Source organism: Pseudomonas multiresinivorans, assembly GCF_012971725.1.
Lineage (GTDB): Bacteria > Pseudomonadota > Gammaproteobacteria > Pseudomonadales > Pseudomonadaceae > Pseudomonas > Pseudomonas multiresinivorans.
Map to the genome: position 1 here is coordinate 4,360,415 of NZ_CP048833.1, position 25,515 is coordinate 4,385,929.

Annotated in this window: 22 protein-coding genes and 1 pseudogene; 10 read left to right on the forward strand and 13 right to left on the reverse strand. The window is 56.8% G+C overall.

All coding sequences use genetic code 11. The features are described from left to right. The first annotated feature begins 202 nt into the window (after positions 1 to 202). Positions 203 to 1,201 carry an ATPase gene (locus G4G71_RS19750; RefSeq protein WP_169939652.1) on the forward strand — a complete coding sequence of 333 codons (999 nt, stop codon included), beginning with the start codon at positions 203 to 205 and terminating at the stop codon, positions 1,199 to 1,201. 160 nt (positions 1,202 to 1,361) lie between these two features. Here G4G71_RS19750 and G4G71_RS19755 read toward each other — a convergent pair whose 3' ends face one another. Together G4G71_RS19755 and G4G71_RS19760 are read right to left on the reverse strand one after the other, a co-directional pair. After that, positions 1,362 to 1,604: a hypothetical protein gene (locus G4G71_RS19755; protein ID WP_169939653.1), complete on the reverse strand. Its 243-nt coding sequence runs from the start codon at positions 1,602 to 1,604 to the stop codon at positions 1,362 to 1,364. A gap of 584 nt (positions 1,605 to 2,188) precedes the next feature. Beyond that, a complete protein-coding gene (locus tag G4G71_RS19760; protein WP_169939654.1) occupies positions 2,189 to 2,908 on the reverse strand; it encodes a hypothetical protein in 720 nt (239 codons plus the stop codon). A 494-nt stretch (positions 2,909 to 3,402) separates the two neighbouring features. On the opposite strand from G4G71_RS19760, the gene G4G71_RS19765 reads away from it, so the two are divergent. Next, entirely contained in the window at positions 3,403 to 6,225 is a 2,823-nt protein-coding gene (locus tag G4G71_RS19765; RefSeq protein WP_169939655.1) for a UvrD-helicase domain-containing protein, read from the forward strand. Positions 6,226 to 6,273: 48 nt separating this feature from the next. Here the strand turns inward: G4G71_RS19765 and G4G71_RS19770 are convergent, their stop codons facing one another. Then, positions 6,274 to 7,062 (reverse strand): NYN domain-containing protein, encoded by a 789-nt coding sequence (locus tag G4G71_RS19770; protein ID WP_169939656.1) that lies wholly within the window; start codon positions 7,060 to 7,062, stop codon positions 6,274 to 6,276. Between the two features lie 126 nt (positions 7,063 to 7,188). Here G4G71_RS19770 and G4G71_RS19775 point away from each other — a divergent pair, with 126 nt between their 5' ends. Next, positions 7,189 to 7,581 (forward strand): avidin-fold protein, encoded by a 393-nt coding sequence (locus G4G71_RS19775; RefSeq protein ID WP_169939657.1) that lies wholly within the window; start codon positions 7,189 to 7,191, stop codon positions 7,579 to 7,581. A 53-nt stretch (positions 7,582 to 7,634) separates the two neighbouring features. Here the strand turns inward: G4G71_RS19775 and G4G71_RS19780 are convergent, their stop codons facing one another. The 3 genes from G4G71_RS19780 to G4G71_RS19790 form a co-directional block, all read right to left on the reverse strand. Then, a complete protein-coding gene (locus G4G71_RS19780; RefSeq protein ID WP_169939658.1) occupies positions 7,635 to 8,000 on the reverse strand; it encodes a histone-like nucleoid-structuring protein, MvaT/MvaU family in 366 nt (121 codons plus the stop codon). Between the two features lie 131 nt (positions 8,001 to 8,131). Then, on the reverse strand, positions 8,132 to 8,698 hold the full coding sequence (locus tag G4G71_RS19785; protein ID WP_169939659.1) for a hypothetical protein: 567 nt from the start codon (positions 8,696 to 8,698) through the stop codon (positions 8,132 to 8,134). 12 nt (positions 8,699 to 8,710) lie between these two features. Further along, on the reverse strand, positions 8,711 to 9,355 hold the full coding sequence (locus G4G71_RS19790; protein WP_169939660.1) for a BRCT domain-containing protein: 645 nt from the start codon (positions 9,353 to 9,355) through the stop codon (positions 8,711 to 8,713). Between the two features lie 126 nt (positions 9,356 to 9,481). Between G4G71_RS19790 and G4G71_RS30265 the strand changes: the two genes are divergently transcribed. Then, positions 9,482 to 9,637, forward strand: a complete 156-nt coding sequence (locus G4G71_RS30265; protein ID WP_169939661.1) for a nucleotide-binding domain-containing protein — start codon at positions 9,482 to 9,484, stop codon at positions 9,635 to 9,637. Positions 9,638 to 9,877: 240 nt separating this feature from the next. Here the strand turns inward: G4G71_RS30265 and gmtX are convergent, their stop codons facing one another. The 3 genes from gmtX to gmtY are packed head-to-tail and all read right to left on the reverse strand — an operon-like array spanning position 9,878 to position 16,634. Then, positions 9,878 to 10,462 (reverse strand): gamma-mobile-trio protein GmtX, encoded by a 585-nt coding sequence (gene gmtX / locus G4G71_RS19800; protein WP_169939662.1) that lies wholly within the window; start codon positions 10,460 to 10,462, stop codon positions 9,878 to 9,880. 14 nt (positions 10,463 to 10,476) lie between these two features. Then, complete coding sequence (gene gmtZ / locus G4G71_RS19805; RefSeq protein ID WP_169939663.1) at positions 10,477 to 15,279, reverse strand: gamma-mobile-trio integrase GmtZ; 4,803 nt, start codon at positions 15,277 to 15,279, stop codon at positions 10,477 to 10,479. Beyond that, complete coding sequence (gmtY, locus tag G4G71_RS19810) at positions 15,276 to 16,634, reverse strand: gamma-mobile-trio recombinase GmtY (RefSeq protein ID WP_169939664.1); 1,359 nt, start codon at positions 16,632 to 16,634, stop codon at positions 15,276 to 15,278. The genes gmtZ and gmtY overlap by 4 nt, the downstream gene beginning before the upstream one ends. Before the next feature lie 128 nt (positions 16,635 to 16,762). Here gmtY and greB point away from each other — a divergent pair. Beyond that, a pseudogene (greB, locus tag G4G71_RS19815) lies at positions 16,763 to 17,092 on the forward strand (transcription elongation factor GreB); the annotation flags it as partial. Positions 17,093 to 17,201: 109 nt separating this feature from the next. Here greB and G4G71_RS19820 read toward each other — a convergent pair. Then, the gene (locus G4G71_RS19820) at positions 17,202 to 17,522 is read right to left on the reverse strand and encodes a hypothetical protein (RefSeq protein ID WP_054909696.1); all 321 of its coding nucleotides are present in this window, start codon (positions 17,520 to 17,522) and stop codon (positions 17,202 to 17,204) included. A 181-nt stretch (positions 17,523 to 17,703) separates the two neighbouring features. On the opposite strand from G4G71_RS19820, the gene thpR reads away from it, so the two are divergent. Continuing rightward, complete coding sequence (thpR, locus tag G4G71_RS19825) at positions 17,704 to 18,222, forward strand: RNA 2',3'-cyclic phosphodiesterase (RefSeq protein WP_169939665.1); 519 nt, start codon at positions 17,704 to 17,706, stop codon at positions 18,220 to 18,222. On the opposite strand, the gene G4G71_RS19830 is transcribed toward thpR, so the two are convergent. Beyond that, the gene (locus tag G4G71_RS19830; protein WP_240964817.1) at positions 18,208 to 19,125 is read right to left on the reverse strand and encodes a LysR family transcriptional regulator; all 918 of its coding nucleotides are present in this window, start codon (positions 19,123 to 19,125) and stop codon (positions 18,208 to 18,210) included. The two genes, thpR and G4G71_RS19830, sit on opposite strands and share 15 nt — an antisense overlap. A 75-nt stretch (positions 19,126 to 19,200) precedes the next feature. Here G4G71_RS19830 and G4G71_RS19835 point away from each other — a divergent pair, with 75 nt between their 5' ends. Next, complete coding sequence (locus tag G4G71_RS19835) at positions 19,201 to 20,229, forward strand: YeiH family protein (protein WP_169939666.1); 1,029 nt, start codon at positions 19,201 to 19,203, stop codon at positions 20,227 to 20,229. A gap of 67 nt (positions 20,230 to 20,296) precedes the next feature. Here G4G71_RS19835 and G4G71_RS19840 read toward each other — a convergent pair whose 3' ends face one another. Together G4G71_RS19840 and G4G71_RS19845 are read right to left on the reverse strand one after the other, a co-directional pair. Continuing rightward, positions 20,297 to 20,731, reverse strand: a complete 435-nt coding sequence (locus G4G71_RS19840) for a DoxX family protein (RefSeq protein ID WP_017517576.1) — start codon at positions 20,729 to 20,731, stop codon at positions 20,297 to 20,299. Positions 20,732 to 20,873: 142 nt separating this feature from the next. Beyond that, positions 20,874 to 22,298 carry an MltF family protein gene (locus tag G4G71_RS19845; RefSeq protein ID WP_169939667.1) on the reverse strand — a complete coding sequence of 475 codons (1,425 nt, stop codon included), beginning with the start codon at positions 22,296 to 22,298 and terminating at the stop codon, positions 20,874 to 20,876. A gap of 224 nt (positions 22,299 to 22,522) precedes the next feature. Here G4G71_RS19845 and G4G71_RS19850 point away from each other — a divergent pair, with 224 nt between their 5' ends. From G4G71_RS19850 to G4G71_RS19860, 3 genes are all read left to right on the forward strand, one after another. Further along, positions 22,523 to 23,323 carry a TatD family hydrolase gene (locus G4G71_RS19850; protein ID WP_169939668.1) on the forward strand — a complete coding sequence of 267 codons (801 nt, stop codon included), beginning with the start codon at positions 22,523 to 22,525 and terminating at the stop codon, positions 23,321 to 23,323. A gap of 137 nt (positions 23,324 to 23,460) precedes the next feature. After that, positions 23,461 to 24,939 carry a methyl-accepting chemotaxis protein gene (locus tag G4G71_RS19855; RefSeq protein WP_169939669.1) on the forward strand — a complete coding sequence of 493 codons (1,479 nt, stop codon included), beginning with the start codon at positions 23,461 to 23,463 and terminating at the stop codon, positions 24,937 to 24,939. A gap of 115 nt (positions 24,940 to 25,054) precedes the next feature. Further along, positions 25,055 to 25,414, forward strand: coding sequence for an Mpo1-like protein (locus tag G4G71_RS19860; RefSeq protein ID WP_169939670.1), 360 nt, complete (start codon positions 25,055 to 25,057; stop codon positions 25,412 to 25,414). The last annotated feature ends 101 nt before the right edge of the window (positions 25,415 to 25,515 follow it).

Below are 25,515 nucleotides of genomic sequence, written 5' to 3' on the forward strand. Positions count from 1 at the left end.
TACATCCAGTACACCCGATCGCGAATCTACTGTGCCCCCCAATCCGCCCCTCTGAAGGGTACAGATAGACGCTAGTTTGCCGCGCACAGGCAGCCAAAGGATCTTCGGTTGCCTCATGTGACGCCCGAGAAAAGCCATCAGAACCTTGTTGCCTGAGGTACCGAGCACGGCATAATCCAAGCTCGTTTGGATCAGGAAATCCGTGCTGATGTCGATTAAAACGCCTATCACACGTGCCTACTGTGTACAGCTGGACGAGGTGCTTTCCATCTCCGAAGCTCGAAGGGCCTTTTTCTCAACTCCAGAACCTCGGCGGCGCTTCGACTTCCTTTGCTCGAGTGAGGCCTGCAGGCGACCTGGTATCGAGGCGAAGATCACAGCTGTCAATTACGACAGAAAGCCAAGCGACACCTACAAGGCGGCTCACTTTCGGGAGAACCCTAGCTACAGGCACGCGGCTGAATGCGATTGGATCTTCGATGATGAGGACGAAGGGCCAGATGGCAGGTTGCCCGGTGAATCAGAAATCGAAGCCGATCGACGTCATGCGAAGCGAAAGTTGCATGATTACATCGACACCTTTGATCCGACTGTAGAGCAGACAGCTTCTCGCAAATCACCAGCCGAACTTGGTGGAGAAGCCAGAGACGGTACCGAAAAGAACCTTCGCACAAGCGCCGGTCAGGCGACGAAGCAATCTAGGAACCATCGCACCAGCAGCCTAGAACGCCTAGTGGAATGCTACAGACATGCCCGGCAAGAGCTCTCAGAGGACGAGTTCAAGGCCATGAGACTGTGCGTGGTCGGTGAGGGTGAAATGCCGCTTTCGCAGTTCTTCAGGAAAGTCTCTTTCGCGAAGCTCGGCGCCCACAATCGAGTTCTCCACGGCGGAGCTCGCTTTGATCGCTGGTTCGGAGCTGGCTTCCGACTACGGTTCATCGACTGGTTGGATAAGAAGCCGGTTTTTCTCTACGTATCCAAAGAGCAAATGAACGAGTACCGCTTCAGAAACTACCTGGACGGGATTTTGCGAGATGAGGAAGCTGACTACTTCCGTGTTTTCGCCATTGGGGAGCTTGCTCTGTCGACTAGCGGGAAAAGCATTGACCTGAAGGTCACCGACCTCCGGCGGTTGGTTGTGATTCCAGGCCAAAAGGCTTCCGCCCCCGAGAAACAGACTCAATCAGATCAAAGGGAATAAGCTGCCAGTCCAAAAGCTCGCACTGTTCCGGCGTAGCCGGGCTAACCGCAACGCTAAAGCTCACAGATCAGAGAAACTATCGGGGCCTATCAGGGGTAAATTTATAGGGACTAACTTCCGTTTCTATCCGGATAAGGTGTACGACCTGTTCGGAGTCTAGTCACCAACGATCAGGCATTTTTCCTTCTCTCACGAGCACATCCCAAACCTCTTCCAATGTGGCATCGATCCGCTCATCGAGTAACCAACCACCATCTGCTGTGTGCCTTACCCAAGTTGTGCCCACCCCCCAAAGGATGCCGTGCTCCTCGTCGCCACTCAGAATGATGTCTGCAACGATCGCGGCCCAAGCGGAGGCTGCAGGCGAAAACGGGTTGAAGCGAGGCTGATCTAGTGAGTCCACGCAGCTACTCCTATCGGTTCCAAATCAACGTAGAGAACGCCGGAGCTTGCGCTGCGAAATGGGCTGCCATCCTCGACACGCCGGATGCTTCTCGCAAGCCATGAAGGGGCGTCGAGGCTTGCCAGTAAGTGTCTTGTCATGGACTTTCATCGGCCCGCCGCAAGTCAGACAAACATCCGCAGCATAACGCGCAACTTGACGAGATTGCTGCTGGGGCAGGCGAGGGGGTAGCGCCTTGGAAGATGCCGTTGGAGCGACGGGTTTCCGGCGAAGCTTTCCTACGAGCCAGAAGAGCCCAATGGCGCCAAGAACGAACAAAATAACAAAGCCGCCGCTCCCGGAGCGCCCCCTGCCCCCCCGGCGTGAACGCCAGCCTCGACCTCCCCTGCCGCCCCTTGCGAGTGCAGTGTCTGTGACAACACATGCGCAGGCGATGAATAGCGCGCGGCGAGTGAACTTTCTTTTTTCCATATCCCTTCCTTGGAGCCGCAAGCCAACGGAGCAATCAAATGCTAAACCACGTGAATGCTATTCACCGATTGCTCTCGCCGCAGGGCCTTTGAGAGCAGAAGCAAACATCGAAACTAGGACTCAATCGCCCGTGAGGGCCAGTGCCAGAAATCCGTGCTGCGATGGCTAATAACAGAGCCATGGGGGTGCTTCCTAACCTCATAGGTCTTCGGAATCTCCGCCCCGTTCCCTCCGTTCTTGAAGTAGTCGCGAACAGAGAAAAGGGCCGATCTCCTAAGGAAATTCCATTCACTCTGCAGAGCCACTTGGCGCTCGCGCTTTGCCCTGGCCATGCCCTTTTTCTGCCCGGCAGCTAGTGCCTCAGCACTTGGCACCCTATCGCACTCGTAGATGAAGTCGATGCTTCCAATCATCCACTTCGCTTCCCTTTCGGCACGCCAGCTGTAGCTCACACGTACGGTCAGCTTTTGGCTGAAGAAAGTGGGTTTGTCGACCATATCGTCCACAGTGAAGAGCATTGAGTCGTGCTCTTCCTCTTCCACAACTCTCCTCCTCTCCTCAACGGCATGGATGAGGTTCCTTCCCGCGCGAAGGAGGGAATCCATAGTCCGGTCACGCTTCGTGGGTGACTTCGCCTGTCTGTGCTCAAGCAGAGCTCGTTCGAATGCATGAAGATTTGTACCGACAAACTGGCCGCACTCAGTTAGCCCCAAACCATGCAGCTGGCCTGACTGCCCTGAGTGAACGAGATTGTCGACTTGCTTGCGAAGCTCCGTCATATTCAGCGCTTTAAGCGCCTCTCGCTCGAAGCGAGAAGTATTGATCTCTCCCATCCACTGTCTTCCTTGCGTTCCCTGGTAATGGTTGCAAGACCGCGCACGTGACGCCTCAAGCGAGAGCACTCCACAGGCTGTATCCAACCTTAGGATTATGCGGCGCTGGCGAGACGCTGTCGCTTCCACCCGATCACCTTACCGATCGCTCCCATACTTCTCCTTCTAAAGCGGAAAGCAACTTTCGCCTCCCTCCACTTCCTGGCTGTTATGCGCTTTGAGTCGGCGATGAGTTCGAACGTGAGCAGCTCTAACTCGCCAATGACGGGGAACAGGGCCTTGCGACCTCAGAGTCAGAGATGCTGAGCATGCATGCAGGTCGCCATTCGTAAATCCCCCCGTTCGGCCATAGCACTAACTCGCGCCATACCGCAAAAGGCTGACGCGACTGATGCCATCACCGTTAGAATTCGAAAGTGCATTGGGTTACAAAGGCTCTGGGGCGGACTTTTTACCTGCTCCAAATCGACCAGGCGTAAGGTCGATGACGACCCATGGAGACCGGTTTGGAAACGGAATGCAGCTGGACACCCACGAGATTTGGCAGGCTTTTTACAAACTCTCCCAAGTGGGAAATTCGCCTGATCGGCGAGCGTTTGGAGCTTCTGATCTCAGGAAGGACTATCTCCCTTCAGATCGATGGCGCCGCTCCTGTCAAGATCAAACGAGGGTGGCTCTGGGCCTCCATAAGCTACGCAGACGGCCGAGTCAGTGGGCTGCCAAAATCAGCAGTGAAGCAGTTAAACCAAGTCATTTCAGGCGTGGTTGATGCTCAGAAAGAGCGGGCACAGCAGGACAGAGCCGCAATCTTCACCAATACCTTCACGTTGATTCGAGGTTGGCTTGTCTCGGTCTCGAAGCAGATTGTGCAGGCCAAAGCAGAGAAGCGCTGGATCACGTCCGAGCAGCAGGATCAACTGACGCAACTGCGCCCCCTTGTCCCAATGACGAGTCCGCAACTGGACAAGCTGCTGCTGGATGTTGACCTGCAGCAGCGCACGAACACCAAGCCAGAAGAGGTTCAGCAGGCACTGCAGTATTGGCGTGCCAACTGGCAAAAGACTTGGGCAACGATCAACGAGAAGCACACTGTCCAGGAGCTGGCTGACAATCAGTTCTTGCTTGGAAACGTTGAGCGGAAACCGCTAACCGAAGAGCAGGCTCGCGCAGTCATATGCTTCGACAACCGCGTTCAGGTCGTCGCCTCCGCCGGCTCAGGAAAAACATCCGTGATGGTGGCCAAAGCTGCATACGCCATTCAACGAGGCTTCGCGCGCCCTGAAGAGATTGTGATGCTGGCCTTCAACAAGGATGCAGCAGAAGAACTTGCCGAACGAGCAAAGCGATCATTCGAGCGAGTTGGGATGGCAGGCGCTGCAGTGAGTGCGCAGACCTTCCACAAGCTCGGCCTGGACATTATCGGTGCGGTCACTAAGAAGAAGCCCAGCGTTCCCGATTGGGCCATCGAACAGAAGCAATCAATCGAAGTGCTATCCGACATCGTCGATAGGTTGAAGGACTCCTCGCCGGAATTTCGAATCCGCTGGGACTTGTTCCGATTAGTCTTCGGCCGTGACCTGCCATCGTTCCGGAATCGAAAAGACCAATCCTCTCCAGGCTCAGACACCAGCGATCGCACCTATACACTCCGTGGCGAATATGTCCGTAGCGTCGAGGAATGCATGATCGCCAATTGGCTCTTCTACAACGGGGTCAACTACGTCTATGAACCTCGCTACGAGCACGATACTGCGACCGAAACGCACCGTCAGTACCACCCAGATTTCTACTACCCCGAATTAGCCCTATACCACGAGCACTTTGCCCTGGACGGGAACGGGCAACCGCCTTCGGATTTCAAAAACTACCTTGAAGGCGTTAGGTGGAAGAGAGAGCAGCATGCAGTGCGCGGCACCAGCATGATCGAGACAACGTCCTTCCAGCTGCAGCAAAACACCTGGATCGAGCACCTGACGACGGAGTTAACGAAACGCGGAGTAGTTCTGGATCCAAACCCCGACCGCCCGATTCCTGCCAACGGCCAAGCGCCGATTGCCCATCAAACCCTTCTTCAACTGCTCCGCACCTTCATCACTCACACGAAGAGCAATTGCCTGACGGCAACAGACCTCTCAAAACGAATTGATCTTCTAGATAGAGACGCCTTCAAGCACCGCTATAGGATGTTCCTCGACATCCTCCTCCCGGTACTCGCAGCGTGGAACAAGAAGCTCTCTGACGACAAAGGTATCGACTTTGAGGACATGCTGAATCTGGCAGCCCAATACATTGAAGAGGGACGCTATCGCCCGCCCTATCGCCTAGTAATGGCAGATGAGTTTCAGGACGCTTCACGGGCTCGCGCCCGCCTCTGTCAGGCCCTAGTCAAAGCACCTGGCCGCTTCTTCTTTGCGGTGGGAGACGATTGGCAATCGATCAACCGCTTCGCCGGCGCCGATGTTTCGGTTATGACGAGCTTCAAGGAGCGATTTGGCTCTGGGCAGATACTGAGGCTCGAAAAGACGTTCCGCTGCCCTCAAGGTATTTGCGATGTCTCGAGTCAGTTCGTGAGCAAGAACCCGGCACAGCTGAAAAAACAGGTTCAGTCAGTCACTCCAGCTGTAGGCCCTACGCTGCAGGCTTATCAGGTTAAGACGCGCGACGAGACGAAAGAAGCAATCGCTACCTATCTCGCGTCGCTAGTTAAAGGGCTTCAGGATGGGTCGGTTCCTTCCAAGCCAGACGAGAAGATCAAGGTCTACGTACTGGGTCGATACAACCAAGACAGAAGGTATATTCCAGACAACTGGGCAACAGAATTTGGCCGGTACATAGATCTGTCCTTCCTCAGCATCCACCGATCAAAGGGGGCAGAGGCTGACTATGTAATTCTGCCGGCCATGGTTAGCACCAAGCGAAGCTATAGCTTCCCTAGCACCATTGCGGACGATCCAATTATGTCCTTAGCCATGCCAGGCGGAGAGACCTACCCCTTTGGAGAAGAACGGCGGCTGTTCTACGTCGCCCTTACCCGAGCGAAGCGATCAGTCGCCATGTTCACAGTGAAGAACCAGGTCTCTGTCTTCTTGAAGGAGCTTGTGAAAGACGGCGCAGTGAAGGTGATAGACCCTGAGGAGGGGCAGCCACAGCGACAGGCCTGTCCCGCTTGCAAGGTCGGCGAGATCGTAAAAAAGACCAGCAAATACGGGGACTTCTTAGCTTGCTCGAACTATCCAGCCTGCGAGTACAAGCCACCCAAGCGCGCCTCCGCGCCGAGGAAGACGACCTATAGGCGGTATCCGAAGCGAACCTTCTAGCCCAATTCGACCGCTTGCCGTGGGCTCCCTGCAGACATCCCCAAAAGGCTAGCTAGTTGTCGCCTCGGGCTCTTCGCTTAAGGGCTCGGACTTGGGTGCAAGCATCACCGAGTAGTGACCGCCTGGTTCCTGGATCGAGACCAACAGATCGTAGGTCTTGATCATGTCCAAGAGACCAGAGTGGCCATATGTTTTGGGCGAGAAAGCGGAGTCAGTTCGCTTCAAGTAATTGCCCAGAGAGCCCATCGACACCTTCCCATCGCTCGTATTGCTGGCCATCAGAGACACAGCTTCGACGACGAAGCGAGGCCTGAGCTTCACAGGAGATTTTGGCGGTTCGGCCTTCTTCGGCGCAGAGACGGCCACAGCATCGTTTGACGCATCCTGAGCTAGCTCCGGGCGGCTCCACTCGGAAAAGTGATCACTCGCGTTCCGGAGCGCAGCCGGAGTCTTTGACTCGCCAACAATGCAGACGACAGCCCCACGCTCTCTCAGCTTGCGGCACAGATAGGCAAAGTCCGAATCACTCGTAACTAAGCAGAACGTATCAGCACGCTCATCAAAGAGCGCTTCCATTGCATCAAGAGCAAGCGCGATGTCCGCGGTGTTCTTCCCCGCAGCATACTGATACTGCAGACACGGCGTGAACGCTTGTCGAACGAGAGCATCTTGCCAGCGATTGCCAAGCGTTGCGTGATTGCCATATCCACGGCGGAGCACCACACGCCCATACTGAGCTGCTACACGCAAAGCGTGTTCGAGTATGTCCGGAGAAACGTTATCGCAATCCACTAGCACCGCAACGCGCGAGTCAGCCTCTGAGTGGCCAGAATTCATCCCTGTCTCCTGAGTTAAATAACGCGAAGAACACCTGTCCTCATCCTGGAACTGAACCATACAGATGAGCCCATATCAACTCATCAAGAGCCCCCTCGATCATCATAAGCCCCTAGGTTAGGATCAGTGACCAATCGCTCCGGAGCCATTCCTATGGAGTGCCAGTTTCCTCAAGTTCGCGAACGCTTGAATGGTCGACGATTCGTACTAGCCCACCTCAGCCCTCAGTCTACTGAAGAGCAAGCTGTGTTCAGTTTCTCTGTTGAGGGCGACGAGATTTGGGGGTCGTTCCGCGGCGGGAAAATTGGAAATGGTAACGTGTATGGCAAGGCCAGAGGCCCAGACTCCCTGGAGCTTCTTTACCATTGCACAACCATTGATGGCGAAGAGCTTGCCGGCTGGTCTAGAGGTAAGGTGAAAGCTACCCCCTCAGGAGAAACCATTCTTTACATGGCATGGGGCTGGCTTTCGGCAGTAACGGGAGGTGAGGAACCAACCTACATCGAGCTCAACCATTAGCAGTTTGTTGAGCTCGTAGGGCAATAAAAAAGGCCGCTTTCGCGGCCTTTCGGTTACTTCTGAAGCCACGACTCGACTTTATCTGCGCCGTACTTCTCTTTCCAGGCTTTGAGAATTTTGTGGTTCCCACCTTTCGTCTCAACCACCTCACCAGTCTCAGCGTTCTTGTAGACCTTCAGAGCACGGGTTTTACGGGGGGCAGCTGCGCGGGCGCCACGACGACCATTCGATGCGGCAGACGGATCAAGGATCGCGACCACATCGTTGAGGCTCTTATCATAATCTTTCATGAGTTTCGTGAGCTTCTCTTCGAACTCAAGCTCTTTCTTCAGAGCACCATCGTGCTTCAGCGATTCAAGGTAGGCAATTTGGTCAGCCAGAGCCTTCTCTGCTGCACGGAACTCGGCGATTTTCGACATTTCTGGACACCAATATTGAATGTGTTATGAGTTTTTTAATTTAAGCACAAATTGTCAATTTACCTCAAATGTATTTCATTTAAAGTCATGTCAATCGACGGGCTCACTTCACGCACAAAATTGATGCCCATCTACGTTGATAGAGACTTAACGGCCTGTCTGAAAGGCTCAGGCGCTCTAACAGAAAATCGAGCATTGCCAGGCGCGGCCCTATTGAGATGAATGGTGATACCGGTGCTACGAAGCTGCTGTAACAAGGCTTCCGTGTCACCCACATCCTGCAGCAAAAGCTCAATGCACTCATCTTTACCGCTTGAGAGAACATGAGACCCTTCGTCAGATTTTCGCTCAGGAAACTCAAAGAGCAGAGCCATACACCCTGCCCCACCTGCCAAGTACATCACCGCATTGAAGCAGTTCAGTACAAGGTTGAATATCTCACCACGGCTAATCGGGCCAGTTCGCGATAAGAACTCTAGAATGGCAAAGCCTGAGCTGATGACGATCGCCCCAGCTGCGACAGTTAAGGCTCCAAAAATGATGCCCCAGGTTAGTCTTCGTGCCGCTGGTGCAAACGCGCTCATCCTCCCGGCAGCCCATGAACGGAAATTCGATCGCTTCTCTTCTCCGCCAGAGCCGTACGCCCAAAGGGCCGCCACCACGGCGGTCAGTGTTGCAAAGCTACCCCAGTCCGACATGCGGTCACTCCCTTAGCCGAATAGCGCCCTCTGCCAATGCTGTTCACTAATGATCGCTAAGAGCGCTCCACGCTCTCTCAGCTCGACAGCTTTTTTAATTTTTGTACCGTAGGTACTGTGCAGCCATTGTTCATTGCCGATCTCACCGACCACTAGGTAGTGGATCTTCTTGCTAACCCCTGGAGCGATCTCCCCACCTCTCTCCAGCACCATGGCTTCACAATTTTTCCTGGGCCCATAAGCCATCACACCGGTGAAAAGGAAAACCTTCCCTGCCCAGACCAGCTCCGGTGGCGGATCGTTAAGTGGCAAACCGTTAGGGCGGACGAAACTGTTGTCGCTCGCCATAGGCTTAGCCACCGTCAAGCCGGCGAATGAGCGAAGCATCTCTAGGAGCTCTTGCGACTCCTCAGCATCAAGCACGCCGTCAGCTAGCATGTCGTTGAGGCGGCGATAAAGCAGATTGATCACGGGATCGTCGAGATGCGCCAGGTTCGTGACAATCCAGTTCTGCAGGAACTCAGCCTCGCCCTGATTGATATGGCCATCAGCTGTCAGCCCAGCAGCCAAGCCAACCAACGCATCTGCAGATCTCCGATCGATGCGGGTCTCGTGATAGAAACGGCTCCCCTCAAACTCTCTGTGCAAATCAACCATTGGTTCCCTCCTTTTAAAATGCCCAAACGGAGCATTCATGCGGCGCCGTTAGAAAACAATCTATCAACCAATTCTTAAATTGGAACAACAATCCTTCCACGCGCAACGGCTGCAGCTGCCAAGAAATTGCGAGGCAACTTTGAAGGAGTCGAGTCCTCCAAAAGCAATCTGCAGTGGAGCGAGAATGCCTTATATCCAGGCTCTCACACGATGCAGTGCTTCATCGTCAAGCATGGCGAGTGTGTAGCGAAGAGCGAGCCCTTTGTTGTCAACATCGCATAGCTTTAACGCGCCCCGCCGCGGCCTGAGGCTCACCAGGCTGCGGAAGGGGCTGGTGTCTCGCTGAAGCCATTGCGTTGGGCTCGATGCGGCGCCCTAAGAGCAACCATCGATAGCTTTGCCGACGGTTGCGTGGGCATAGGGTTCCTTGAGGGTTCACACCGTCGGCGGCTAGCTCTCCAGGAGATGGAAGGGCAATCTGCGGTAGTCCGCGCTGCCTTCCCCCAAACGCCGCGCGACGCTTTAGAGGTGCTTGAGAGCCTTCTCAAGGGCTGCAATCGTTCCAGGCTTGAACACCCGCGTACCGCCTGCATCGAGAACGTCGCCTCTATCACCCTTTTTAAAATTCCACTTTCTCATGAAGTCCTCCGAAAGAAGGTATTCCAAGGCACGCCGCTCGACGTCATCCAACTTAAAAGCTGCCCGCGCGCTCTTGCGAGCATCGACGTAGATCTCCAAATTTGGCGGCACTACCTCCTTGATCACTCGACGCGCTTCTGCCAGCTCAGCAACCAGCATATTCACCAGAAGCTTGTGCCGAGCGCTTGGCAACTCATCAATCCATGCATCAGCCTTCGTTGACCTACGCACCTTCTTCTTCGGCGGATGCGCAGTTGCAAAAGACTCGATCAATGCTCGATAGGGCGCGCCAGTTGCGTTTCGAATACTCTGCGCCTTCGGAACTCCTCTACCCGCCCCCAAGCGAGCCACGGTCGCGAAGCTGAAATCTGAACTATCTCGAGCGACCTGTTCCTCGCACACCACGTAAATAGCATCCAGGGTCGCATGGGTTCGGGCAGTCCCAGTGGACTTAAGGTGCTCAAGCATGGCCTTAGGATCCATTAGAGGAGTTCCCCTTCAAGCGCCCGCTGAGCATCGCCCGCAATCAAACGATGACCGCGTCCAAGAATCTCTGCGATATCCTTAGGCTCAATCCGTTCGTGTTCTGCCAAGTCCGCCAACATCAACTTACCCTCAATCAACGCATCGACCTTTGACCACGATTTAACACGCGACAGAAAGAGTTTCGTCAACTGGTTTCCCAAAACCAGCTGCTGCTCCTTATCAAGTGTAAACATCTTTGGCGTCATGTGATTGAGTTCAATCATTTTATCAAGCATTTGTGAGCGCGTAGGAAGGGCAAGCGCCGCTGATGCAGACTCGTATATTTCCGCATTTTCGCAAACCTCACTAAGCAAATGAAATCTCGATGACTCCTCAAATGCAACTTCCAACTCATGCCCGCTTTGAATAATTAACTGAGGAAGGTTGTTGTTCTCCTCTGTCGAAACCTGTTCATTCATCACAGCTTGGCTCTGATTAATCAACCGAGTCACTGCCTGGAGATCACAGAGATAAAGGTCTGCTTTTTTAGAAGCACTCTCAATTTCGGACTTCAGCTTACGACACTTCATTTCGAGAGTTGCACGCTCAGAAGCATCAAACTTATTTCCAGACTTTTCAGCATCATATTGAGCATCGTCCAGATCATCGATAGCTTGAGAAATACCATCAATCTTCTCATTCAGCCCTTCAATATGCTCAAACTGAATTGACGTCTGAAGAGAAATCTCATTCGCTAGCGACAACAAACCGCCAATAAACACAGGCCCCGTAACGAAATGGCGACAGCGGATACAGTTCTGCATACCAAGATGCCCGCCATTGATAGGCTCGCGCACCCGGGTTGATTTGATCTCAGGGCCGCCATCTTCGCAGCGTGTACCTGCGAACGGGCAAAATCCGTAATCGCGAAAGAGGAGGCTTCCAGGCAAAGCAGTCCCAGTAAACCTCTGGATAGCCTGCTCATTATTGTGGATCAGCTCACTCCTAAGCTCTTCGATCCTGTTCTGCTCCAGCATCTGAATTGCAGCATAAACCTTATTCGAAAGGGCCCTCTTCTCGCCCTCAGCAAACCTCACCCTTAACCCTTCTGCATTAAGCTTTACATAGTAAATCGACATGACGATATTGCTATGCCCCGCAATCTTCATCACGATTTCAATCGGAAGACCAAACTCCATTATGTATGCAGTGATAAGACTCACCCGCATACTGTGCGGAGTATATTTCGTATCGTAAGATGTAACAGCTCTTGGATTACCCCGACACTCGGCAAGTGCAATCCCCGTCGGCTGACTATGATATAGAGCAATGGCCAAGCGACACTTCAGCCGAAGACTGTAAACGCCGCACTCCTCTCCACCAAAATCACGAAACAAAAAGCAATTAGCTCCCTTCCTCTTCAACTGAGCCTTATTCAGCTCAGTATTAACACACTCAATCCACGGCATAACCCTCTTAATAGGGTTGTACTTGGCTTGCCAGTCCCGAAAGCGAATCATCCAGATCGCTAGCTTCTCTGGCATCCAAGCAACGTCATACCCCTCACCGCGCGATGCCGTCTTGTTTGAGGTAAATTGCATTCCAATACCATCGGGGAACTTCTTAACGAATCCTTGGCTTTTCGTCATACCTGCAAGCGGAGAGTCATTACGCACCCACACGATCTTACCATCAACCACCTTCGGAATTTCATCATCCGCCTCCCCCGAATCATTGTAAGCGAGCTGGCGCCCACGAGCGGGAACGGAAGCAAGCGCAAGCGTATGCATCCAAAATCCCGGATACCACATCTTGGTTCTTCCAGCCTCTTCCTTGTATACGCAATCAGGATCACTTTTATCAATAAGTGAAGGGTGCACCTCGAACCAGTCCGCATCATATTCATGCAAATGCGCTAAATCCGCGAAGCTGCGTGCATCATCGGGAACCATCCAGTTATTTAGTGCTTGAACATACTGGTAGGCCAGCGCAGGCTTATTGGTTTCTCCTGCCTTACTACTAGAATCTTCACCATCATAAGAAAAGCTAATAAAAGGATTAACAGCACCTGGCACAAGAACAACTTCGCCAGTCTCCTCATCCTCAAGCGTAAGTTTTTCTCGCAAGATGAATTCCGAAAACTCCTTAACCGACGAGAGAATGTTTTGTGCGTTTCCGCCGGGCACACTATAGAGAAACTCCGAAAACAGACTCAAATCAATTCTCTGCGCCGTGTAAAACACAAGCGGACTATATCCAAAATCGTATTTCTGAATAAAGTCTCGAACAAACCTACACAGATTTGTCTCTTTAGTAGGCCGAGATCGCGTTACTTCAAGAAATTCGCTGAGATAATTAGCCCAAGACAAATACGGCGCACGGATGAATCCAACTCGGAACGGCTCTGCCTTACCGGTAAACTCATACCAACTCTTCCACTGTTCCTTGTAAACGGTAGCCGGGTCACGAGGGATCCTAGGATCCTTTCTGTCTATGGCAAACTGCTTATACATGAGCTCGCCCGTTACACCGCCATCTATGACAAGAAAGCGCAATTCATCATAACTATAGGGACGGGGAATATCGCAAAGATCGTACCAATCAACCCATTCTCCGCTGAAAACTCTGTCAGGGTTTGCAGGCAGGCAAGGATAATCTTTATACCTTTCGCGATAGTCTTTGCTATTTTTGATTTTAAGAACTTTTACTGCATATTTGACATCTGCCAAATTCTCGACTTTAGACGGCAAGAGAAAGTCTTCCCACCCCAGCCATTCCTTCCCGTAATAAACGGGAGCAAGACTAGGCAGGCGAGAATCTTGGCACTGCAAGATCCTGTAATCACTATAAGAGAAAACGCCCAATCGGCGCGCGACAGCACCAGCTTCTCGGTAGCTGTATTTTCCCACAAGTCCAAAAAAAACACCCCAAGTTCTCCATTCGCTCTTATAAGTGAACTCTGGTCTCGCAGGCAACTTTGGATCAGCTTTGTAGCCCGCCTTATATGCAGCCGCAGATGTAAAACCTAGCTTCTGCGCGGCTTCGCTTGCCTCTGCTAGAGTGGAATACTTTTCTTCCGCGCCAATGAAGTGCGAAAAACCCTTCCATTCACTGGGATATATCTTTGCTGGATATGCAGGTAATCGCCCATCTTCGCGAAAGCGAGTCCTGTACTCAGTATACGTCTTAATCCCCAGTTGCTTCGCTGCAGCACTAGCCGAAGAAAGAGATTCGTAAAACCTGGGAGGCAGCTCGAGAAAACTACTCCAACCAGCCCATTGACTCTTAAACGCAACCGCAGGATTCAAGGGAAGCATATTATCTAGCTTACAAGCTTTCAAATACTCTGCACTTGAACGAGCACCTAGCTCAATAGCCCGAAGAGAGGCCTCCTTTAAACTATAAGGATTTATCCGCCTAGACCCTTTAAGATAATCCGACCAACTCCTCCAATCATTGAAATAACACTCCTTAGGATTGTCCGGCAATCGCGGATCAAACCTTTTGCAATTCTTCGCGTATTCGTAATGGTTCTTGAAATTAAACTTCTGAGCAGCTTCACGCGCCACAGCATAGGTCGCATATTCTCCCTCAAGCAATTCAGCACCGAGAAAGTCATCCCACCCACGCCAAAATTCTTTATAGTACTTTTCAGGAGATAACGGAAATCTGCTATCCATCGCGACCGTTACTAAGTAAGCATCACGAGTTGATACTGAAACCCTGCGAATAACTGCCCTAGCATCTTCGTAGCTAGGAAAATAGCCCGCTTTCGCTACTGATTCGCTTATTCCAAGAAATTCTTCCCAACCGCCCCAGGAATCTTTGTATTCGACCGCAGGCTCTAAGGGAAGTCTTAAATCTAACCGGCAGTGCGCTACATAATCAGCCCTCGACTTTATACCTATCTTCTTGGCCGCTTTAGAAGCGGAGCTGATGTCTTCATATGTAACTGGCACTTCCACGAAAAGAAATACGCGCCAGCTCTCCCACTCATTCGAATATACATAATCCGGATGAGATGGCAACCTCGGATCCTGTTTATATTTATTATCATATTCAAGTACCGATGAGATACCTAAGGCCTTAGCTGCACTGGACGCCTCGGTCAATGAGGCGTAGAAGCGGCTTTCCCCTGTACCTAAGAAGTCACGAAAGTCTTTCCACTCTTTTTTGTAAAGACTCCAAGGTTTATAAGGAAGGCGCGAATCCTCTTTGTATCGAGACTCGTATTCCTCCCTGGTCTTTATTTTCAGGCGTCTAGCAGACTCTGATGCCTCAGCTAGGGTTTCATAGGGCTGCGGCTTCTTAACACCACTTAGAAAGTCCCCGTAACCATTCCATTCACTTTTGTACAAGCGCTCCGGATGGCACGGCAAGTACGGATCTTCAGAGTACCGCTTTTTGTACTCGGCCTTAGTACGCACACCAAGACTTCTTGCAGATTTTGCTGCCTCTTCGAAAGTCTTGTAATCCACTTTACGAGGTACTCCAAAAAATTCTGGATACCCTATCCAATCTGCTCGATAGAATTGATCGGGAGCAGCAGGCAAGAGCGGATCCTCTCGATAACGAGACTGATACTCACTGATCGTTTTGATATTGAGGAGCCTAACCGCTACCGCAGCCTCTTTAAGCGACGGATAAAATGATTTCCCCAGGAAATCCAATTCACCTCTCCACTCTGTATAATAACTGTAAGGACGAGGCGGGAGCATCGGATCTTCGTGGCGGCGGCGGGTATACTCTTTCAACGTACGAATTGACAGCTTCCTAACCACTCGGGAAGCTTCACTAAAAGTGTAGTAGCGTCCTTTCACAAACCGTACTCCTTTACTTTCTTGTCCATCTTCTCTCGAACATCCTTATGAGTTGGCTGCGTATATGCCAAATGTGCCTCAAGAGTTCTATGACGCATCATCTTTTGAATCTCAACACCCGAGAACCCGTGGGCACTCAATCGATAGCCGTACGCATGACGATGCCCATGTTCGGTTGTCCCCAAATTCTTGGCATGCTCCAAACCAATACGATTCACAGCGTCTTTGTGAATACGCTGGAAATTCTTAATTGTTTCCGGCTGCCCCAAGGAATTGGTGAACGCATAGGGGTGGTCTAGGTATTCAGGTTCAACACGCTGATGTATCAGATACTTCTGGTACGCATGCAGAAACTCAGTTGCCTTAGCAGGAGGAAAGAATTCAACTTTAAAGAATTTCTCACTACTACTAAGGACTGGAGCTTTCCAGCCAGCATGTAGCCGCTCGCTTTTCAAGTACTCAGTTCGAGGAACTCGATGGAAACGTTGCGCAAGGTATTCCTTACGCGACGAATAGCCCTCCTCCGGAGATGCACCCTCAGATGGGTGGTAGATCCGCACGATCGCCTCAAGGCGTTCCGGGTCGATATCAATATCGGTCAGGTAGAGCTGAAAGGCTTCGCTCTTGCGGATACCGCCATAGTGCATTAGCAGTGTCAGAGCCCTGCCTTTCCAGTCAGTCCGCTTGTCGCGGTCAGGATCCCACTTGTTATTCGCCCGAATGAAGCCTTCGTCCAACAGCTTGAGGATATTGTCCTCCGGAAACCTCTTCACCTCCTCCACATCTAAGGGAGCCGCACCAACTCGAGCGATCGTGCGAGCGTAGCGAGTACGTTTCCGCGCCTCTTTGGCCCCTGGCAGGTGATTGAGAAAAACTCGCTCGTGCTTGTGGAGATATGCACACCAGTTCAAGCGTTGCTCGGCGTTCGTTGCGAGACGAAATGGGTTCACAGGTTGTGCGTTGTACTCAACCTTCTGTGAGCGCCAGTCGGTGTACTCGGTGATTAGATAGACAAGATTGTCAGCGTCCTCCGCGGTTCGAGAACGCCAATAGAGGCCAGAAGGATCCTCAAGAGTTGCAGGATTGATGGTGCCTGCACGTAAAGCAGCATCGAAGCTCCGGAGCAGCTCCGTGGTCGTACCAAACACGCCTTCGTTTGCATTGATGTACTTGAGCAGAAGCATGACTGCGAACGCCGACCGCTCCCTCCACGACTGCCCTTTGCTGGCCTTCTCCGCCAAGTAGCGAAGATGCGACATCAGCAAACCATTCTCGGTCAAAAGCGCAGGAAGCCGTAGCTCGCGCCCCGTGTTGTCCTCTCTGTACCTTGCCTTGACCTTCAGAACGTAAGCCATCAACGCCTCTAGAAATAGTACGCTCCTAGAGATACTACGCAGATAGCCTAAGCCCTGTGAAGCCCTATTTTAACGGTATACGGATGGCATACTCTATTAAATAGTATGTTTTATGTATGGGGTGATAATACACCTACGGCAAGAAGATGCTGCGGGAGATCGACAGCCGCGTGCGTTTCCTGCGCAAGCGCCTGGAAAACTGCAAGGTGGTCAGCGAGCGCCCGGCAAATCCGAACAAGGTCTACTTCGGCGCCTGGGTCACACTGGAAGACGAGGACGGCGAACAGGCCCGCTACCGCATCGTCGGCCCGGACGAACTGGACCTGCGCAACAACCACATCAGCATCGACTCGCCGCTGGCCCGCGCCCTGGTGGGCAAGGAGCTGGACGCCGAGGTGATGGTGCACAGCCCCTCCGGCGAGAAGCTCTGGTTCGTGGTGGAAATCGAGTACCCCTGAACGCACAAGACTCCCGTAGGAGCGAGCTTGCTCGCGAACCCGCCCAGCACTGGAGCTGCCGGGAAATCCGTTCGCGAGCAAGCTCGCTCCTGCAGGCTTAACCTGGAGCTCAGAGCGACGGCGGGCGCCGAGTGATCAGACCCTGGCGGGCGACGCGGGTCAGCTCGTGGATGGCCGACTCCAGCTGCTCGGCCACCGGCGACTGGACCACCGCGAAGTCAAAGCTGTCGGACGGGAAGCGCGCGAGATCGGCAAAGGTTTCAGCGAATTGGATCAGGAAGGTACGCGAGCCGTTCCAGCGCTTGGGCCAGCCATCGAGGTAACGGACGAGAGTGGGCTGGTGATTGCCGCCCAGGAGAATCTTCGGATTGCGGCGTACCAGGCCCGTGGTGATCGGGGCCAGGCGTACATGCGGGTTGGGACAGGTCATGGTGTCACGTCTCCGCCTCAGGGGTCCTGCTGGACGCGGCGAGAGGCACACCGAACCAGCGCTTTAGCGGTATTTCGATGTCAGCCATCGCTGCATCCGCGCCCCGCAAGTTGCTACTTAAATCGGCGCTGTGCGGCATCCTAGAGAAGCCCCGGCAAAGCTGTCAAGGAGACTTCAGTCGATGACCACGCCACCCCTGCGGCTGTTCTTCGCCCTGCCCTGCCTGGCGCCGCTGGCAGCGCAAATCTGCGCCTGGCGCGATGGCCTGCACCTGGACGGCCAACCCGTTGCCCAGGCCAATCTGCACCTGACCCTGGCTTTTCTCGGCTCCGTCCCGCGCGGCCGCAAGGCGGAATTGCGTGCCATCGGCGAACGTCTGCCGAGCCAGGGCTTCAACCTGAAACTGGACCACATCGCCCGCTGGAGCAATGGCATCCTGCACCTGGCGCCGAGCACCGTGCCGCCCGCCCTGCATGAGCTGGTGCATGCATTGCGCGAAGAGTTGCGAACAGGCGGATTCGAAGTCGAGCACCGCCCCTTCCATCCCCACATCACCCTCGCGCGCCACGCCCACCAGACACCGGCTGCCACAGCGTCGTTTCTGCTACCGGCCCAGGCCGTGGCGCTGTTCAGCTCGGAGAACAGCCCCACCGGCGTGCGCTACCGCGCCATCGGCGAGTGGCCGCTAGATAGCGTCTGATCGAGCTGCCCAGTCCTGGGCGTAATCGAGGAAGCGTCGCAGGCCAGCCGTGGGGTACTTGTCGATGTGCAGCGCACGGAAGAAGGTGCGCCGCAGCGGCCCCAGCGGATTATCCAACTGCACCAGCTCGCCGCGCGCGAGCTCCGCCTGTACGACACGCTGCGACAGGCAACCGATGCCGAAACCGCTCGCTACCAACTGCTTGATCGCCTCGGCGTTGCTTACCTCCAGGGGCGCATTGACGCTGCCCAGGCGCGGCAACACCTGCTGTTCGAATGTCACCCGCGTGCCCGAACCGGATTCCCGCAGCACCCAGCGCGCCGCCGCCAGATCCGGCAGGGTGACGCACTCGGCCGCCGCCAGGGGGTGATCCGGCGCCACCACCAAAAGCAGCTCGTCCGCCATCCAGGGCGTCAGCTGTATCTGCGGATGCTGGATCGGCGCCTCGATAAAGGCCACGTCCAACCTGAACTCGGCCAGCGCCTCGATCACCCCTCCGCTGTTGGCGACCTGCAGCTCCAGGCGACTCTCGGGCAATTCGCCGAGAAAGCCGGCCATCACCTGCGGCAGCAGGTAGCCGCCAATGCTGCGGCTGGCACCGAGGCTAAGTTGCACCGGCGCCGATTCGAACAGGCTCTCCAGCTCGGCACTCTGCGCCAACAGCGCACTGGCCTTGGGATAGAAGGCGCGGCCGTTGTCGTTCAACGCCAGGCGCTTGCCGCTGCGGTCGAACAGGCGCGTGCCGAGTGCACGCTCCAGCTCCTGCAACGCCTGGCTGGCGGCGGACTGCGACAGAGCGATGCGTGCCGCGGCCTGGGTGACATTGCCCAGTTCGGCAATCGCGGTGAAGGTCGCCAACTGGCGAAGGGTGATGCGCGGGCCCATATCGATAAAACCGGTCATCCCAATAAGAACAATCCTTTTTTACACTAAGCAGTGCGGCGGCACCATGGCTTCACCTTACACAAGGAGTCATCCATGAACGCCCTTCGCCGCACGCCGTACCTCCTCCCTGGCGCCCTGCTCTGCCTGGCCATCGCCTTTGGCTCCCGCCAGCTGATGGAGATTCCCGCGCTGCAGCACCTGGGGCTGGGCAGCCTGACCCTGGCCATCCTGATTGGCCTGCTGGCCGGCAACCTGGGCCTGGCCCGTTTCGGCAGCATCCGCCCCGGCATCGACCTCTCTCGCCAGCAACTGCTGCGCCTGGGCGTGGTGCTCTATGGCCTGCGCCTGACCTTCCAGGACATCGCCGCCCTCGGCCCGGCAGCATTGATCATCGACGTGCTGATGGTCGCCAGCACCCTGACTGTCGCCTGGTGGATCGGCGAACGCTGGCTCAAGCTGCCGCGCGAGAGCGCCCTGCTGATCGGCGCCGGCAGCGCCATCTGTGGAGCCGCTGCGGTCATGGCGAGCAGCCCGGTACTCAAGGCGCGTGCCGAGCACACCGCCGTCGCAGTAGCCACCGTGGTGCTCTTCGGCACCCTGGCGATGCTGCTGCATCCGCTGATCTACGCCGCACTGCCCAATCTGTTCGGCAGCGAGCAGGCCTTCGGCGTGTTCACCGGCTCGACCATCCATGAAGTCGCCCAGGTGGTTGCCGCCGGCCGCGCCATGGACCCGGCCGCCGCCGACGCCGCGCTGATCAGCAAGATGTTGCGAGTCCTGCTGCTGGCCCCGGCCCTGCTGATCCTCGGCCGCGTCGGTTGCGCCGAAGCCGCCGAGCCGGGCGCGCGCCGCAAACTGCACATTCCCGGTTTCGCCGTGTTCTTCCTGCTGGTGACCGGCCTGCGTTCGCTGGGCTGGGTGCCGGAAAGCTGGCTGGCGCCGCTGCAGCAACTGGATGACGTGATGCTCGGCATGGCAATGGCCGCCCTGGGCCTGGCCACCCGCCTGGGCGACCTGCGCAAGGAAGGCCCCAAGCCGCTGCTGCTGGGCGCCGGGCTGTTCGCCTTCCTGCTGGTGGGCGGCGGCCTGATCAACGGCGGCGTACAGTACCTGTTCCACTGATTCACGCAGGCAAACAAAAAGGGCGGGCACCTTGGGTGCCCGCCCTTTTTCGTTATCGCGTCGGCGATCAGCTGGACAGCTTGCGGTCCAGCGAGAACGGGCCGGCGCCGCTGATCAGCAGCGCGACGCTGATCATGATCAGGGTGAAGGCGTATTCGAAGCCGTTCGCGGTGATGAAGAAGCCGTTGGCCAGGTGCACGCTGAACACCGCGACCAGCATGGCGACGATCAGCGGGATGCTCGCCAGGCGCACCAGCAGGCCGAGGACCAGGGCCAGGCCGCCGAAGAATTCGGCGCTGCCGGCCAGGGCAGCCATCAGGTAGCCAGGAGTCACGCCGAGGGATTCCAGCCAGCCCGCCATGCCTTGCAGACCCGGGCCACCGAAGGCGCCGAAGAGCTTCTGCGAGCCGTGAGCCATGAAGGTCAGGCCGGTGGTGATGCGCAGGACAGCGATGCCGGCGCCAGCGTTGGTGGTCAGAATGGATTTGATCAGCGAGTTCATGGTGCGTCCTTGTGCGAGCTCTAGTGGGAGCGAAGGGTTGCGTAGGAAGTAGGTGACAACCGTGGTTGCTTGGCGACCAATATAACCAGTTTTTACGATATCAAAAGCGCAAAATCGCGCTTATAACTATCGAACAAACTGATTACTTCTTGATTGCCGCCACGCTCTCACGTGGCTCGAGGCCATCACGTTCCCGCTGATATGCAAGATAGTACTTGTTGACGCTACTGACGTAGTTCACCACGCCCATGCCCAACTGCTCGGCCGCCACGCGCTCGACCTGGAAGAACCACTGGTTGGGGTTCAGGCCCTGGCGCTTGGCCTCCGCACGCAGGCTTTGCACCCGCTCGGGACCGGCGTTGTAGGCAGCCAGAACGAAGGCCATGCGGTCCCGTTCATTGATGCGCGGGCTGGAGAAGAACCGCTTGCGCAGCATGGCCATGTAACGGCTGGCTGCCTGCACGTTGTTCTCCTTCTGGTGCACGGTATCCACGCCCACAGCGCGGGCCGCCGCCGGGGTGATCTGCATCAGCCCGGTAGCGCCGCCAGCGCCGCGCGCACTGGCATTGAGATTGGATTCCTTGAAGCCCACGGCGGCCAGGGCCAGCCAGTCGACCTTGCTCTGCTCGCCGTAGCGTTGCAGGGTCGGGCGCACGGCTTCCAGGCGCTTGCGGTCGGGAACCAGCAACGGGTTGCGCACCTGGTAGGCGCGGCGGTACAGGCGCTGGAAGGCCGCGTCCTGGTCCGCCGGGGCGCGATAGTCCTTGAGGAAGCGGTTGACGCTGGCACGCAGCATCGGCGCGTCGCGGCGAACGTACCAGGCCATCGGCTCGCTGTTGTCCAGCACCAGGTGGCGGTCGACACGCAGCTTGGTGAAGACCTTGCTCCAGCGTTCGGCGATGGGCTGCTCGACCACGGTGTAATTGAAGATGCCGGCCTGGACCATCTCCAGCACGTCTTCCACCGCCAGGGAGGAATCGGTCCACTCCAGCACCAGCGGCGCCATGCGCTTCTGCGCCAGGCGCTCGTTGACCTTGCGAACGGCCTCGCCGGCGGCGCTGCCGGCTGGCAGGGTGATGGTGCGGCCGGCCAGTTGCTCCAGGCGCACGAACTTGCGATTGCCCTGCTTGGTCACCAGCACCAGCGGCACATCGGCCTTCCACGGCAGGCTGGGGCTGACGTTCTGGCCATCGCGGGCCAGCAGGACTTCCCCGGGCGCGACCAGATCGCCTTCACCGCGCTGCAGCGCGCCGAGCAATTGATCCTTGGCCTTGGGAATGAACTTGATGGTGAGCGGCTTGCGCCCCGGGGCGCTGTCGTTGAGGTATTGCTCGAAGGCGCGCAGGCGACGGTATTCGACGCCAATGGGTTCGCCCTTGATCTCGCCGGAGCTGTTGCGGCTCTGGTTGACCAGAACCCGTAGGGTGCCGCCGGAGCGAATCGTGGCGAGGTCGCGGGCGTCGGTGCTTTCCTGCTCCCAGTTTTCCGGCTGGGCCGTCAGGCGCGCGGCCGCCGGCAGTGGCGTCAGGGCCACGAGGCACAGCAGTAGCAACAACAGTCGGGTCATCCAGCTCTCCAGGGGCTCGCACTCGGCGGCGGGCCGATTAGAGTGCGGTTTCGGTCGGGGGTTCCCGACCGCCAAGGGCGCGCAAGATTCTCACAGGAGGGGCTCATTACCAACCCGAAACTTCCGATATATCTTCGGAATAATCCGCAACCTGTTGTTTTTGAAGAATTTTCGTCTGGAAAGAGCGTTTTGCTATGCTCCGCATCCGGACAAAGGGAACAAAAATGCAACTGATCGACATCGGCGTCAACCTCACCCATCCAAGCTTCGAGCCGGAACGTGAAGCGGTCCTCGCTCGCGCGATCGAGGCCGGCGTCGCCCAGATGGTGCTCACGGGGACCAGCCTGTCCGACAGCGAACAGGCCCTGGACCTGTGCCGGCAACTGGACGAAGAACAGCGTCTTTACTGCACCGCCGGTGTCCATCCCCATGAAGCCAGCCACTGGGACAGCGGCAGCGCCAGGGTGCTGCGCGGCCTGCTGGCGGAGGACCGGGTAAAGGCCGTCGGCGAATGCGGCCTGGACTTCAACCGCGACTTTTCGCCGCGCCCGCAGCAGGAAAAGGCTTTCGAAGAACAGCTGGGCCTCGCCGTGGAACTGCAACTGCCGGTATTCATCCACGAGCGCGATGCCGGAGAGCGCCTGCTGGCGATCCTCAAGGACTTCCGCGACCGGCTCCCTGCGGCCGTAGTGCATTGCTTCACCGGCGAGCGCCGCACGCTTTATTCCTACCTCGACCTCGACCTGCACATCGGCATCACCGGCTGGATCTGCGACGAGCGCCGCGGCACCCATCTGCAGGAACTGGTGCGGGAAATTCCCGAAGGCCGGCTGATGCTGGAAAGCGACGCACCTTATCTGTTGCCGCGCACGCTGCGGCCCAAGCCGAAGAACGGCCGGAACCAGCCGGCCTACCTGCCCGAAGTGCTGACCTGCGTGGCCCAGCACCGTGGCGAGAGCGCAGAGCGCGTCGCTGCCCATACCACCGAGTGCGCACGACGCTTCTTTGACCTCCCGGAAATTTGAACCGGCTCTCAAGAATGCCCTTCCTCGGCCGATAAGTCGGGAGCGGAAGGTGGCTTGATTCCCATCAATGGCCACCTTCATCCCTTTTCACGACAATAATGGCGCCCTGCCACTATTCGACCGACAAGAAGACATCTATGGCCGCCTGGATCCGCGATATTTCCCTCAAGTACAAATTCTGGGCCGTCAACGCGGTCGCCTTCGTCACCACCCTGCTGCTGGTGCTGTTCGCCATGCACCAGGAACTCGATGGGCGCATCCAGCAGGCACGCCAGGGTGCCGAAGCCCAGGCCCAGATGCTCAAGGGCTGGCCGGCGGGCTCGGCGCTGCCGACTTCGCCGAACCTCGTCAGCTTCGCCAGCGGCAGCGCACCGCAGATCGCCGGTGTTGACGGCTCGGCCCTCGCCCGCGCCAGCGGCTGGGTGGACCTGCAGGGTGCGCAGAACCGTAACGGCGCGCTGGCCGGAGCCTACGTGCAGGACATTGGCAATGGCCAGCGCGTCGCCGTGCTCGCCCCCGGCGCCGACTTCTGGAGCGTCTTCGAGGATCGCGCCCTGCCCTTCGCCGGCGCCGTGCTGGTGCTGATGCTGGCCCTGCTGGCCGCCTCGCAATTGCTGATCCGCTTCATCCTCACGCACCTGCTGACCCTGCGCGACGTGATGCTGCACGTGGAAAAGAGCGGCGACCTGTCTGCCCGCGTGCCGCTGGAAAGCCGCGACGAAGTCGGTCAGATGGCCACTGCCTTCAACGCCATGCAGGCCGGCTACCAGCGCGTGGTCGGCACCGTTGCCCAGGCCGCCGGGCGCCTCGACGAGGGCGCACGCACCCTCGCCAACAGCATGGGCCAGGTGCGCCAGGGCATGCTCGGCCAACAGAGCGAGACCGACCAGGCCGCCACCGCCATCAACGAGATGTCCACCACCGTCCACCACATCGCCCAGCACGCCGCCGATACCCGCGACCAGTCGCAGGAGGCCGATCGCCTCGCCGGCAATGGCCAGCAGGTCGTCGGCCGCGTTGGCCAGTCCATTGCCGGGCTGTCCCAGGGCGTGCAGCAGACCGCCGAGATGATCCAGCAACTGGCCCAGGACAGTCACAAGATCAGCAGCGTGGTCAGCGTGATTCATGGCATCGCCGAACAGACCAACCTGCTCGCCCTCAACGCGGCCATCGAGGCCGCCCGCGCCGGCGAGATGGGCCGCGGTTTCGCCGTGGTGGCCGATGAAGTGCGCAACCTCGCCAAGCGCGTGCAGGACTCCACCGATGAGATCACCCAGATGATCAATGCGCTGCAGTCCGGCACCCGTGACGCCGTGGAATTCATGCAGGAAAGCTCGATCAAGGCCGATGGCTGCGTCGAGGAAGCCCGTGAAGCCGGCGAAGCCCTGGCGGCGATCGCTTCGGCGGTGGCGCTGATGCGCGAGAGCAATACCCAGATCGCCGTGGCCGCCGAGCAGCAGAGCCAGGTCGCCGAGGAAATGACCCGCTCGGTCGTCGGCATCCGCGACGTTACCGAGCACACCGTGCAGCAGACCGTGGACTCGGCCGGCACCAGCCACCAGTTGGCGAATCTCGCCGGCGAACTCAGCCGCGCCATCGGCCAATTGCGCCTGTAATTCCTATCGCCCGCATAGCCTGCGTCCATTGGCGCGGGCTTCGGGGCAGCACCTAGACTGCTGATATTCCGCCCGCCTGCGCTCAGCCGGGCTTTTCAGTCTCGGGAGCACCCATATGGGCAAACGTCATCCCAACCTCCTGGCCTGGCAGTGGCAGGGCTACGCCGCCAACCACCGCAACCCGACCAACCTCGCGCTGCACATCATCGCCGTGCCGCTGTTCATCCTCGGCGCCCTGACCCTGCTCAGCGGGCTGTTCGGCCTGAGCCTGTCGTCGATCCTGCTGGGGGTGATCGGCATGGTCGCCTCGCTGGCCATTCAGGGCCGCGGGCACAAGCTTGAAGAGCAGGCGCCCGAACCCTTTACGGACCGCAAGGACGCCATCAGCCGCCTGCTGGTCGAGCAGTTCGTCACCTTCCCGCGCTTCGTCCTGAGCGGCGCCTGGTGGCGCGCCTGGCGCAATCGCCGGCGCTGAACCTGCCATAACAACAGGGCGCGGCATTCCGGCCATTCAAGTACCGGGTAGGTTCGCCGATATAATCGTCGAGATTTCGTCACGAGCTGTTGAGATGTCAG